Annotated in this window: 12 protein-coding genes; 6 read left to right on the top strand and 6 right to left on the bottom strand. The window is 60.0% G+C overall.

The window, feature by feature from the left end; genetic code table 11:
• Positions 1-93: 93 nt before the first annotated feature.
• Together Q9R34_RS03390 and Q9R34_RS03385 are read left to right on the top strand one after the other, a co-directional pair.
• Positions 94-1,515, top strand: a complete 1,422-nt coding sequence (locus tag Q9R34_RS03390) for a M20 family metallopeptidase (RefSeq protein ID WP_485892392.1) — start codon at positions 94-96, stop codon at positions 1,513-1,515.
• Entirely contained in the window at positions 1,512-2,786 is a 1,275-nt protein-coding gene (locus tag Q9R34_RS03385; protein ID WP_434124981.1) for an MFS transporter, read from the top strand. Before Q9R34_RS03390 ends, Q9R34_RS03385 begins: the two co-directional genes overlap by 4 nt.
• Positions 2,787-2,924: 138 nt before the next feature.
• On the opposite strand, the gene aldA is transcribed toward Q9R34_RS03385, so the two are convergent.
• Positions 2,925-4,364, bottom strand: a complete 1,440-nt coding sequence (gene aldA, locus Q9R34_RS03380) for an aldehyde dehydrogenase (RefSeq protein ID WP_485892391.1) — start codon at positions 4,362-4,364, stop codon at positions 2,925-2,927.
• A gap of 240 nt (positions 4,365-4,604) precedes the next feature.
• Here aldA and Q9R34_RS03375 point away from each other — a divergent pair, with 240 nt between their 5' ends.
• Positions 4,605-4,871 carry a DksA/TraR family C4-type zinc finger protein gene (locus Q9R34_RS03375; protein WP_434124979.1) on the top strand — a complete coding sequence of 89 codons (267 nt, stop codon included), beginning with the start codon at positions 4,605-4,607 and terminating at the stop codon, positions 4,869-4,871.
• Between the two features lies 1 nt (position 4,872).
• On the opposite strand, the gene Q9R34_RS03370 is transcribed toward Q9R34_RS03375, so the two are convergent.
• Genes Q9R34_RS03370 through Q9R34_RS03360 form a run of 3 tightly spaced genes read right to left on the bottom strand, consistent with a single transcriptional unit; the run spans position 4,873 to position 5,565 of the window.
• On the bottom strand, positions 4,873-4,971 hold the full coding sequence (locus Q9R34_RS03370; protein ID WP_485892390.1) for a YoaK family small membrane protein: 99 nt from the start codon (positions 4,969-4,971) through the stop codon (positions 4,873-4,875).
• Between the two features lie 21 nt (positions 4,972-4,992).
• Positions 4,993-5,316: a hypothetical protein gene (locus Q9R34_RS03365; RefSeq protein ID WP_434124978.1), complete on the bottom strand. Its 324-nt coding sequence runs from the start codon at positions 5,314-5,316 to the stop codon at positions 4,993-4,995.
• 42 nt (positions 5,317-5,358) lie between these two features.
• A complete protein-coding gene (locus Q9R34_RS03360) occupies positions 5,359-5,565 on the bottom strand; it encodes a hypothetical protein (RefSeq protein WP_485892389.1) in 207 nt (68 codons plus the stop codon).
• 107 nt (positions 5,566-5,672) lie between these two features.
• On the opposite strand from Q9R34_RS03360, the gene rhaT reads away from it, so the two are divergent.
• On the top strand, positions 5,673-6,707 hold the full coding sequence (gene rhaT, locus Q9R34_RS03355) for an L-rhamnose/proton symporter RhaT (protein WP_485892388.1): 1,035 nt from the start codon (positions 5,673-5,675) through the stop codon (positions 6,705-6,707).
• A 204-nt stretch (positions 6,708-6,911) separates the two neighbouring features.
• Here the strand turns inward: rhaT and rhaR are convergent, their stop codons facing one another.
• Together rhaR and rhaS are read right to left on the bottom strand one after the other, a co-directional pair.
• The gene (gene rhaR, locus Q9R34_RS03350; protein ID WP_485892386.1) at positions 6,912-7,784 is read right to left on the bottom strand and encodes an HTH-type transcriptional activator RhaR; all 873 of its coding nucleotides are present in this window, start codon (positions 7,782-7,784) and stop codon (positions 6,912-6,914) included.
• A gap of 12 nt (positions 7,785-7,796) precedes the next feature.
• Positions 7,797-8,618, bottom strand: coding sequence for an HTH-type transcriptional activator RhaS (gene rhaS, locus Q9R34_RS03345; protein WP_434124974.1), 822 nt, complete (start codon positions 8,616-8,618; stop codon positions 7,797-7,799).
• A gap of 290 nt (positions 8,619-8,908) precedes the next feature.
• Here rhaS and rhaB point away from each other — a divergent pair, with 290 nt between their 5' ends.
• Complete coding sequence (gene rhaB, locus Q9R34_RS03340; protein WP_485892385.1) at positions 8,909-10,390, top strand: rhamnulokinase; 1,482 nt, start codon at positions 8,909-8,911, stop codon at positions 10,388-10,390.
• Positions 10,374-11,630, top strand: a complete 1,257-nt coding sequence (locus tag Q9R34_RS03335; RefSeq protein WP_434124972.1) for an L-rhamnose isomerase — start codon at positions 10,374-10,376, stop codon at positions 11,628-11,630. Before rhaB ends, Q9R34_RS03335 begins: the two co-directional genes overlap by 17 nt.
• Positions 11,631-11,633: the final 3 nt, after the last annotated feature.

Genomic DNA, 11,633 nt, shown 5'->3' with positions numbered 1-11,633 from the left:
AAAGCAAGGCTATGTCGATAAATTGATAATTGTGGCAACGCCAGCCTTTTGGCAAAGATAGAGCGACACCACAATAAAAAAGACAGGGCAAACATGACGGAACAACAGGCAGTTGATCAGGCGATGCGCTATTTCGATAGCGGTGAATTCCAGCGGCTACTGGCGCGTCGTGTGGCGTGCGCCACCGAAAGTCAGCGGGCGGATCGCGACGGCGAGCTACATCACTATTTGCAGCAGGAGATCGCGCCGCAGCTGGCGGCGATTGGCTTTACGCTGCACCTTATCGACAATCCGGCAGCAAATAATCCGCCTTTTCTGGTGGCGACACGCATTGAAGAGGCGACGCTGCCGACCCTGCTGCTCTATGGTCACGGCGACGTGGTGTTCGGCGACGATGAGAACTGGCGCGACGGCCTCAACCCCTGGCAGCTGACCGAAGAGGGCGACCGCTGGTATGGTCGCGGCAGCGCGGACAATAAAGGCCAGCACTGCGTCAATCTGGCGGCGCTGGAGCAAATTTACCAGGCGCGCGGCGGCCGGCTCGGCTTTAACTGCAAGATCCTGTTCGAGATGGGTGAAGAGATCAGCTCGCCGGGGCTGGCCGATCTGTGCCGCCAGCAGCAGGCGCTGCTGCGCGCCGACCTCTTTATCGCCTCCGACGGCCCGCGCGTCAGCGCACCGCGGCCGACGCTGTTTCTCGGCTCGCGCGGCGCGGCCAATTTTCGCCTCACCATCCGCGCGCGCGACAACGCTTATCACTCTGGCAACTGGGGTGGGCTGCTCAGCAACCCAGGCATCCAGCTGGCGAACGCCATCGCTTCGCTGGTTAACGCCCACGGCGTACTGCAGGTCGAGGCGCTGAAGCCCGACTCGCTGAGTGCGGCGGTACGCGCCATTCTCAGCGATATTGAGGTGGGCGGCATGCCGGGCGATCCGGCGCTGGACGCCACCTGGGGCGAACCGGGCCTGACGGCAGCGGAACGGCTCTACGGCTGGAACACGCTGGAGGTGCTGGCGTTTGAGGCTGGCAACCCGGCGCGCCCCATGAACGCAATTCCCGGCGAGGCGACCGCGGTGTGCCAGCTGCGCTTTGTAGTGGGCACCGACTGGGAAAACCTGGTGGCGCACGTCGAGGCGCACCTGCGCACCCACGGGTTCGACTATGTGCAGGTTGAATTCCTGCGCGGCTCACCCGCCACGCGTCTCGACCCGCAAAGTCCGCTGGTTGCCTGGGCGCTGGAGAATCTGGCCATCAGCAGCGGCAAAAAACCGGCGCTGCTGCCTAATCTGGGTGGTTCTCTGCCGAACGAGGTCTTTTCTGACATTTTGGGACTGCCGACGCTTTGGGTGCCGCACTCCTATCCCGCCTGTGGCCAGCACGGCGTCAACGAGCATATGCTGAAGTCTGTCGCACGCGAAGGGCTGCAGATCATGACGCGGCTGTTCTGGCAGCTGGGCGAAGAGGGCAAGGCGCTGCTCGCGCGGCAGCAGGCTTACCAGGGGGAAGGCAAATGAGCACGCTAACGCAAGCCGCAACGCAGGTTCAGACGAAGCCGAGCCTGCACAAAACGTTATTTGCCACCTGCATCGGCAACGCGCTGGAGTGGTTTGATATTGCGGTCTACGGCTTCTTTGCCAGCTATATCGCCCACGCTTTTTTCCCTACCAGCGACGCCTCTGTGTCGCTGCTGCTGACCTTCGGCAGCTTTGGCATCTCTTTCCTTATCCGTCCGCTCGGCGCGGTGGTGCTGGGCAACTACGCCGATCGCCACGGTCGCAAAAAGGCGCTGCTGCTCTCGATCAACCTGATGATGCTGGGCGGCGCGATCATCACCTTTATGCCGGAATATGGCACCATCGGGCTGGCGGCACCGCTGCTGATTATGCTGGCGCGCCTGATTCAGGGCTTTTCGGCGGGTGGCGAGTTCGGCAGCTCGACGGCGTTTCTGGTGGAGCATTTTCCCGAGCGCAAAGCCTTTATCGCCAGCTGGCAGTTCGCGACGCAGGGCGCAAGCACGCTGATGGCCTCCGCCTTTGGCCTCGGGCTGACGCAGATCCTCAGCGAGGCGCAAATTCAGTCCTGGGGCTGGCGCATTCCTTTCGCCTTTGGCCTGCTGATTGGCCCGCTGGGGATCTATATACGCCGCCACGTGCATGAACCGGCCAGCTTTGCGCAGCAGGAGAAAAGCGCGGCGCCGTTGAAACAGCTGTTCGGTGGTCAGAAAGAGCTGATGCTGCTGGCGGTTGGGCTGATGGTGATTTCAACGGCGGTTAACTACATGCTGAACTATGTGCCGACCTACGCCACTAAAACGCTGCATCTGCCGGGCAGCGTCGCGTTTAGCGCCACGCTGCTGGCGGGAACGATTCTTACCCTGGTGACGCCGCTGATGGGGCTGTGGGCCGAACGCGTAGGGCGCGTGCCGCTGATGTGGGGGTCGCTGCTGCTGCTGCTGGTCACCATCTATCCCGCCTTCCGCTATATGGTGAATCATACCTCGGCGCTGACGCTGATGCTGCTGGTGGGCTGGATGGCGCTGCTGAAATCGATCTACTTTTCCACCGTGCCGTCGGTGATGGCGGATCTTTTTCCCTCCGTTACGCGCGCCAGCGGCATGGCGATCAGCTATAACGTCGCGGTGACAATATTTGGCGGTTTCGCCCCGCTGGTCTGCACGCTGCTGATTAACGCCACCGGCAGCAGCCTCGCACCGGGCTACTACCTGATGGCGGTATCGCTGCTGAGCGCCGCGGCGCTGCTGCGCAGCCGGTCACGCGTAGCCTGAACGCCCGATGGTGCTGCAGGCGAATGAGCGAGTCCGATCGCTAAAGCGCACGATGTCCTCCCTGAGGCGGGAGGCTTTGCGCGCTGGGCCCGCTTACTCGCCCGGGCGCTCAGACCGCCCGGGAAGAGGGGCCAGGCCTTACAGCGAAAACTGCAGATAGGCGACGTGGGTCTGCAGATACTCCTCCAGCCCATGTCGACCGTCGGCGCCGCCAATGCCCGATTTACGCCAGCCCGCATGGAACCCCTGCATCGCTTCGAAATTCTCGCGGTTGACGTAGGTTTCGCCAAACTTCAGCTTACGCAGCGCCACCATGGTGGTATTGAGATCCCGCGTATAAATAGAGGAGGTGAGGCCGTACTCGCAGTCGTTAGCCAGCGCAATCGCCTCGTCCAGCGTTTTGAAGGTCATTACCGGTAGCACCGGCCCAAAGATCTCCTCGCGCATAATCTCCATATCCTGACGGACGTCAGTGATAATCGTCGGCTGGAAAAAGAATCCCTTCTCACCGGCGCGCTTGCCGCCCAGCACCACCTTGCCGCCCGCGGCCACGGCGTCCGCCACTTTCTTCTCAACGCGCGCCAGCGCGGCGGCGTTAATCAGCGGCCCCATATCCAGATCGCGCTGCTCCGCCGGATCGCCGAAGGTGACGCCTTTGAACGCCTCGGTCAGCGCAGACATAAAGCGATCGTAAATGCCCTCCTGCACATAGACGCGCTCCGCGCAGTTGCAGACCTGGCCGCTGTTAATCACGCGGGAGCTGACGATCGCCTTAACCGCAAGCTCGACGTCAGCATCATCCATCACGATGGCGGGTGCCTTGCCGCCCAGCTCCAGCGAAACCTTAGTCACGTTCTTCGCCGCTGCCGTCATAGTGGCGACGCCTGCGCCAACGCTGCCGGTCAGGCTGACCAGGCCAACCTTCGCGTTTGCAGCCAGCTCTTGCCCAATCTCCGGACCGTAGCCATAGACAAAGTTAATCACGCCCGGCGGCAGGCCGATATGATGAACGATCTCGGCAAAGATGCCAGCGTTGAGCGGCGTCAGCTCGCTGGGCTTGATTACAATAGTGTTGCCGGTGATCAACGCGGGCGCCGCTTTACGGGCAATCAAAAAGAAAGGGAAGTTCCACGGCAGAATGCCGGTAGTGACGCCGATCGCCTTTTTAAAAACGAAAATATTTTCATTGGGTCGATCGCTGTTGACGATCTCGCCTTCATAGCGGCGCGCCCATTCGGCCATATAGTCCAGATAATCGGCGGTGAACAGCACCTCTGTCTGTGCAAGCCCCTGCGTTTTGCCGCCTTCGGCGACGATAGTGGCGGTCAGCTCCGGCTCGCGATCGCGAATAGCGGCCGCCAGCTTGCGCAGCCAGCCGCCGCGCTCCACGGCAGGCAGCGCTTCCCATGCCGGCTGTGCGGCTTCGGCGGCGTCAATCGCGCGGCTGGCGTCCTGCGCGCAGCCTTCAGGTATGCGAGCCAGCAGCGCTTCGGTGGCGGGGTTGATCACCTCAATCCAGTTGTCTCCGCTGTGCGCGATAAACTCACCGTTAACATAATGTTTGAGCTGTGTTGTCATCTGCCGAATCTCCGATGTCGGGTACGTTAATAAAATGTTCTGTAAATGCAGCGTGAAACAAAACGTATGGCGACACCTTAGCCTGATTGCCACAGGCGACGCGGCGCTGGCAAACAGACGCAAATTGGCGCGATGAGGGCGGCAAAAGGTTGTATTCAGCGGCGCAGGCCCGCATATCTTATCTACGTTGCGCAAAATGGAATTTGGGCCAACACTTTCAGAAGGCATGAGGAGGATGTTATGGCTAGCGGATGGGCGTCAGATGGCGCCGTTCAGGAACAGATTGAAAGTACGGTGAACGATGAGATTGCGCGCGTGCGTGGCAGCATGCACAAGGGCGAAAGCGCGGAGTTTTGCGACGAGTGCGGCGAGCCGATCCCGCAGGCGCGCCGTGAGGCAGTGCCGGGCGTGCGCTTCTGTCTGGCGTGTCAGCAGGCGCATGATAAAGCGCAGAAGGGCAGCGCGCTCTTTAACCGCCGCGGCAGTAAAGACAGTCAGTTACGCTAGTTCAGGAACCTGGCATGGCGAGCCCGCTGCCAATAAACCATGCCAGAAAGCCGACGCCAGCGACGATAATCGCGACTGGAAACAGAATACCCACTCTCATAGAAACCTCATTATCTCCGCGTCAGGCAACCTGCATCACCGCGCGGTGCGTTTTTAGCATGCTGAATAGCTGAAACTGCGTAGCGTCGCTGACGTCGCGCAGCACTTCCCCTTTTTTATAGACAATGCTGTGTATCTGGCCCAGCTGGCGCCACACCACCAGCGCAGAGGCGATTAGCGCGCAGTTCTCTTCCGCCTGCTGGCACTCAAGCGTGGCGTACTGCGTCTCCTCCAGCCCATTGATAAAAATCTTAAGCGCGCTGGCGGGCAATATGGCGCGCAGATCGTCCAGCATGACGCGGCTTACCGCCCGCGTCAAAAACAGCGTTAACCATTTTCCCGTCATCTCAATCCTGGCCGTTGAAGATTTTCTACGTTTTATACGGCGTTAAGCGTCATTAGTGAAGCGATCTTTCTGTTTCTGCCAGCGGCGATAAAAAAGCGGCAGCCAGCGGATAAACGTGCTGCGTGGCACAGCAATTATAAAAAAAAGCTGAATAATAAATAACTTAAAGGGTGAGGGCGCTGCCACGCCGACAAAGTCGAAACTGTGATCCGCGTGGGTAGTAACTGGCTGATATTGCCATTTCGGCATGGGGCTCGGCAGCCATCCTAAGGCTGAAGCGTTCAGACGCGCCGTAGACTGCCAGCTAATCAGGAACCGGGTTTCCTGTCGGCCTCAACCTTATGCAAGGAATAACAATGAATAGTGCCATTATTGCAGGTATCTTCTGGCATCTCGTCGGAGCTGCCAGCGCCGCGTGTTTCTATGCGCCGTTTAAACAGGTGAAAAAGTGGTCATGGGAAACGATGTGGTCAGTGGGCGGCTTTATGTCCTGGCTGATCCTGCCGTGGGCGGTGAGCGCCGTGCTGCTGCCTAATTTCTGGGCTTACTACCACAGCTTTAGCCTCTCTCAACTGCTGCCTGTGTTTCTGTTCGGCGCGATGTGGGGCATCGGCAATATTAACTACGGCCTGACGATGCGCTATCTCGGCATGTCGATGGGCATCGGCATCGCTATCGGCATTACGCTGGTGGTCGGCACCCTGATGACGCCGCTGATCCAGGGGCGCTTCGGCGAGCTGTTTGCCTCTACCGGCGGCCGTTTAACGCTGCTCGGCGTCGCCGTAGCTTTGGTGGGCGTCGCCATCGTTTCGCGCGCCGGTCTGCTGAAGGAGCGCGCGCTGGGGATTAATGCTGAGGAGTTCAACCTCAAGAAAGGGCTGGTGCTGGCGGTGTTGTGCGGCATCTTTTCAGCAGGTATGTCGTTCGCGATGGATGCGGCTAAGCCGATGCATCAAGCGGCGGCGCAGCTGGGCATCGATCCGCTCTACGTTGCGCTGCCAAGCTATGTGGTTATCATGGGCGGTGGGGCGCTGGTCAATCTGGCCTTCTGTTTTATCCGCCTGGCAATGAAGCCGGAACTGTCGCTGCGTCGTGATCTCTCCGTGGCGAAGCCGCTGCTGATCGCCAATATCGCCTTTGCGGTGCTGGGCGGCACCATGTGGTATCTGCAGTTTTTCTTCTACGCCTGGGGCCATGCCAGCATTCCGGCGCAGTATGACTACGTCAGCTGGATGCTGCATATGAGCCTCTATGTACTGTGCGGTGGGCTGGTGGGGCTGCTGCTGAAAGAGTGGAAATCAGCCGGACGTCGTCCGGTAGGCGTGCTCTCCATCGGCTGCGTGGTGATTATCATCGCCGCCAATATCGTTGGGCTTGGCATGGCCGCATAAATTAACAGGGGCAAAACGAGCAGGTTAGAGTGTAAATAATGTGCCGCTGCGGGCGAGAAGGCCCGCGGAGCAAGGCGCCCCGCGACAGCGATGTTGCGGAAAGCGCCGGCAGGGATGCCGCTTTTACGTTTTTCTATGGGGGGCGTCTCACCCGCGCTAGCATGCTTTTGGCGCCGCCTGAGCGTGAAGCGGCTGACGCTTTTTTCAAGACTGTGCTTTATCTTGCGCCGAACTTCCTGTCCGCTGGGGTACAAACCGCTGGCGCCAGGCGCTGGGGGTTAAGCCAGTGTCGCGCGTAAACACCACCGAAAAATAGTTGCTGTCGTCGAAACCGCAGCGCGCCGCCACTTCACCGATCAGACAGTCCTGGGTGCGCAGCAGATGCTTTGCCTGACAGAGCTGCAGCTGACGCAGATAATGGCCGACCGTCATGCCGGTCTGCTGACGAAACAGCTGCTTTAGCGCCCGTTCGTTCAGCGAATTCTGCTGGCAAAACGCCGCCAGGTCGAAGGGCCGCGAGACCGCGCCCTGCAGCGCCGACATCAGCAGATCGAGCTGCTCGCCCTCCGGCAGCGCCCAGGGGCGATCCGCCGCATAGCCGTGACGACGAAGGATCAACGCCAGCTGCAAAAAAAGCGCTTCCGTCAGCTGAATAGAGAGGGGATCGCTCTTGCGGCTCTCGCGCTCCAGCTGGCTGATGACGCCGCGCGCCAGCGCCATGCCGCGCGTAGTCAAGCGCCAGCAGCCCGGCGCGTCGATGCCCTGCGGCGGCAAGAGTTGCGTCCAGTCGAGAGCCAGGCCGAAGCGATCACGGCAGTAAAGAATATTATCCAGCACCAGATCGTTAACGCTGTCGTAGCTGTGGCAATCCTGGTCGCGGATATAGAAGACGTCGCCACAGGTAATCAGCCAGGGGCGATCGTTGAGGATATGCAGGCCGTTGCCGCGCCAGACGATGACAATTTCGCTGAACTCATGCCGGTGCGGGGGAAAGGAAGGCTGCGGCATACGTTCAGCCACCGTAACCGGCAGGCCTGGGGCGGCAAAATAGTCGTCCCGACTCAGTATCAGCGTCATCGCTTGCTCCTTTTACATCATCTGCTGGCGCTCCGCTCGCGGGGCGCAGCCAAATTCACGCCGAAACAGGGTGGAGAAATGGTTGCTGTCGCCGAAGCCGCACTGAAAAGCGATATCGGTGATGCGCAGATCGCTGTGGCGCAGCAGGTGGCGCGCCTGCAGCAGACGCAGGCGGTTCAGATAGCGCTGCGGCGTACTGCCGGTCTGCTGCTTCATCTGACGGTGCAGCGTGCGCAGCGACAGCGAAAAGCGGTCGGCCAGCGCCTCCCACAAAATTTCTTCACTGTAGTGATCGTTAAGCCAGTCGAGCAGGCGATGCAGGCGCGCTTCCTGATCCTGCGCCTGTTCATTGCGACAAGCCTCGCGCAGCAAAACCAGCAGCTGCAAAAAGAGCTGCTCCTGTCGCGCCTGCTTCTCCAGCGACCATCCATCATCCTGCCGCATCTTTGCCACCACATCCAGCGCCTGCGTCATGACTTTATTATTTATCCGCCAGTGCGAAGCGTAGCTGCCGTCTTGCTCGTTCGGCAGCAGCGCCTGCAGTCCCGAGAGAAAGCGAAACGCGCCCGGGCTGCGGTAAAGCACGTTGGTCAGGCAGAGATTCTCCGTCTGTTCGTACAGATGGCGATCGTGATCGCGTACGAAGCAGACGCAGCCCGCGCACAGCGTTTGCGGCTGTCCGTTAAACACATGAATTCCCGAGCCCTGTTCCACCAGCACGATTTCATGAAAATCGTGGTGATGTTCAGGAAACGCCTGCTGCGGTACCCGGGGTTCGATAGCGATGGCGTAGTCGCCCTGAGAGAAAAAATCGGCGCTGTGTAAAATCGTCATGGGGACCTCGGTCGTTTAACAAAAGCGTAACCGAGTCTACTCAGCGCTCACGCGGCTGACCTTGAATTTTCTACCTTGAAGCGCAAGAAATTTGCTTTTTTTTCTAGATATTCCCACCAGTTAAAAGAATTGCGGCAAAGCTCACATCCGTCGCCCTTGCGCCTCTGTGATCTCTCTCACGAACTTCTTTGCAAACCTGCCAGCGGCGTTGCGGCGCTGGCAGTACGGGGAAGGTGGCATGCCCTCAAGGTTCCTACTCTGTCAGCATCATATCTAAGGAAGAACGGGCCATGAGTAAGCGAAATATCGTTGCGGTTGATTTGGGCGCATCCAGCGGACGCGTGATGCTCGCCCGGTGGGACGCCGCATCACAGCAAATCGATCTGCGCGAAGTGCGTCGTTTCGCCAGCCGTCGCGAACGTCGCGCCGGCTATGACTGCTGGGATCTCGATCATCTGGAGCGCGAAATCCGCGCCGGGCTGGCGCAGCTGGACGAGGAGGACATCGTACCGGACAGCATCGGCATTGACACCTGGGGCGTTGATATGGTGTTGCTGGATAAAGCGGGCAACCGCGTCGGCGAAGCGGTGAGCTATCGCGATAAGCGTACCCATGGCGTGATGGAACAGGCGCTGCGCGAACTGGGTAAAGAGGCGATCTACACCCGTACCGGCATTCAGTTTCTGCCGTTCAATACTCTCTATCAGTTCCGCGCCCTGAGCCAGCAACAGCTAGACTGGAAAGAGAAGGTCGCTCACGCGCTGATGGTCCCCGACTATCTGCACTTTCGCCTGACGGGCAAGCTTAACTGGGAGTATACCAACGCCACTACCACGCAGCTGCTGAATATCGAAAGCGGCGAATGGGATGCCGATCTGCTTGACTGGGCAGGCGCGTCCCCTGCCTGGTTCGGCAAACCGACCTCGCCAGGCAATGTTATCGGCTGCTGGCAGAACGCCCGCGGCGTCGAGATCCCGGTTATCGCCGTCACCACCCACGACACTGCCAGCGCAGTGCTCGCCACGCCGCTGACGCAGGAGAACGCGGCCTATCTCAGCTCCGGCACCTGGTCGCTGATGGGATTCGAAAGCCTACTGCCTTACGCCTCGGCAAACGCGCTTGAGGCGAACATTACAAATGAGGGCGGCGCCGAAGGCTACCGCGTGCTGAAAAACATTATGGGTCTCTGGCTGCTGCAGCGGGTCTGCGCCGAGCTGCAAATCGACGATCTCTGCGCGCTGATCGCCGAGACGGCGAAAGAGCCAGCCTGCCGCGCGCTGATCAATCCCAACGACGCGCGCTTTATTAATCCTGACAGCATGGTGAACGAAATTCAGAACGCCTGCGCTGAACAGCATATGGCGGTGCCGCAGTCAGCCGCCGCGCTGGCGCGCTGCATTTTCGACAGCCTCGCGCTGCTCTACCGCGAAGTGATCGACGAGCTGGCCAAACTGCGCGGCGGCGCGTTTCGCCAGCTACACGTGGTGGGGGGCGGTAGCCAGAACGCGTTTCTCAACCAGCTCTGCGCCGACGCCTGTGAAATTCCGGTGCTGGCCGGGCCGGTCGAAGCCTCGACGCTCGGCAACGTTGGCTGCCAGCTTATCGCCATGGGCGAACTGACCGACGTGGCGGATTTCCGCCGCTGCGTGGAAAACAACTTCCCTCTGAAGACATTTGAACCGCTGACCAACAGCGCCTTTCGTGCCTGCCAGGCACGCTTTTCGGCGCTGAGTCAGCCTGCTAAGGAACTCGCATATGACAAAGCTGATTGAGCAAGCCTTTGAGCTGGCTAAACAACGTTATGCCGATATCGGCGTGGATGTCGAACAGGCGATGGCGCGCCTGGATAGCGTCCCCGTCTCCATGCACTGCTGGCAGGGCGACGACGTGCGCGGCTTTGAAAATCCGCAGGGCGCGCTGACCGGCGGCATTCAGGCCACCGGCAATTATCCCGGCAAAGCGCGCAACGCCACTGAACTGCGCGCCGACTTGGAAAAAGCGCTGTCGCTGATCCCGGGCCCTAAACGTTTGAACCTGCACGCTATTTATCTGGAAAGCGAAACGCCCGTGGATCGCGATGCCATTGAGCCGAAGCACTTTGCCAACTGGGTAGAGTGGGCGAAGCAGCAGAAGCTGGGGCTTGATTTCAACCCAAGCTGCTTCTCACACCCGCTGAGTGCTGACGGTTTCACTCTGTCGCACGCCGACAAGGCGATCCGCCAGTTCTGGATCGATCACTGTAAGGCGAGCCGACGTGTGTCGGCTTACTTCGGCGAGCAGCTCGGCACGCCGTCGGTCATGAATATCTGGGTGCCGGACGGGATGAAAGATCTCACGGTGGATCGACTGGCACCGCGTCAACGGCTGCTGAGCGCGCTGGATGAGGTGATCGCCGAGAAGCTCAGCCCGCAGCACCATATTGACGCCGTTGAGAGCAAGCTGTTCGGCATCGGCGCGGAAAGCTACACCGTCGGCTCCAACGAGTTCTTTATGGGCTACGCCACCAGCCGTCAGACCGCGCTCACGCTGGACGCTGGCCACTTCCATCCGACCGAAGTGATCTCCGACAAGATCTCTACCGCCATGCTTTATGTGCCGCGCCTGCTGCTGCACGTCAGCCGTCCGGTGCGCTGGGACAGCGACCATGTGGTGCTGCTCGACGATGAAACTCAGGCGATCGCCAGCGAAATCGTGCGCCACCAGCTGTTCGACAAGGTGCATATCGGCCTCGACTTCTTCGACGCCTCGATTAACCGTATCGCCGCCTGGGTCATCGGCACGCGCAACACCAAGAAAGCGCTGCTGCGCGCGCTTCTGGAGCCGACCGAGCGCCTGCGCCAGAGCGAAGCCGCCGGGGACTACACCGCGCGTCTGGCACTGCTGGAAGAGCAAAAATCGCTGCCGTGGCAGGCGGTATGGGAAGCCTGGTGCCTGCGCCACGACGTGCCCGCCGACGCCAGCTGGTTAAGCGATGTGCGTCACTATGAAAAACAAATCCTGAATCAACGTTAAGGG

Source organism: Enterobacter sp. BRE11 (assembly GCF_031844285.1).
Lineage (GTDB): Bacteria > Pseudomonadota > Gammaproteobacteria > Enterobacterales > Enterobacteriaceae > Pantoea.
This window is presented reverse-complemented; position numbering and strand designations above follow the sequence as displayed.

Excerpts from the sequence above, each read along its gene's own strand:
- rhaR (WP_485892386.1), bottom strand. The coding sequence starts at position 7,784 with ATGACGCTGATACTGAGTCGGGACGACTATTTTGCCGCCCCAGGCCTG.
- Q9R34_RS03375 (WP_434124979.1), top strand. The coding sequence starts at position 4,605 with ATGGCTAGCGGATGGGCGTCAGATGGCGCCGTTCAGGAACAGATTGAA.
- aldA (WP_485892391.1), bottom strand. The coding sequence starts at position 4,364 with ATGACAACACAGCTCAAACATTATGTTAACGGTGAGTTTATCGCGCAC.
- rhaB (WP_485892385.1), top strand. The coding sequence starts at position 8,909 with ATGAGTAAGCGAAATATCGTTGCGGTTGATTTGGGCGCATCCAGCGGA.
- Q9R34_RS03365 (WP_434124978.1), bottom strand. The coding sequence starts at position 5,316 with ATGACGGGAAAATGGTTAACGCTGTTTTTGACGCGGGCGGTAAGCCGC.
- Q9R34_RS03385 (WP_434124981.1), top strand. The coding sequence starts at position 1,512 with ATGAGCACGCTAACGCAAGCCGCAACGCAGGTTCAGACGAAGCCGAGC.
- rhaT (WP_485892388.1), top strand. The coding sequence starts at position 5,673 with ATGAATAGTGCCATTATTGCAGGTATCTTCTGGCATCTCGTCGGAGCT.
- Q9R34_RS03360 (WP_485892389.1), bottom strand. The coding sequence starts at position 5,565 with ATGCCGAAATGGCAATATCAGCCAGTTACTACCCACGCGGATCACAGT.
- Q9R34_RS03390 (WP_485892392.1), top strand. The coding sequence starts at position 94 with ATGACGGAACAACAGGCAGTTGATCAGGCGATGCGCTATTTCGATAGC.
- rhaS (WP_434124974.1), bottom strand. The coding sequence starts at position 8,618 with ATGACGATTTTACACAGCGCCGATTTTTTCTCTCAGGGCGACTACGCC.
- Q9R34_RS03335 (WP_434124972.1), top strand. The coding sequence starts at position 10,374 with ATGACAAAGCTGATTGAGCAAGCCTTTGAGCTGGCTAAACAACGTTAT.
- Q9R34_RS03370 (WP_485892390.1), bottom strand. The coding sequence starts at position 4,971 with ATGAGAGTGGGTATTCTGTTTCCAGTCGCGATTATCGTCGCTGGCGTC.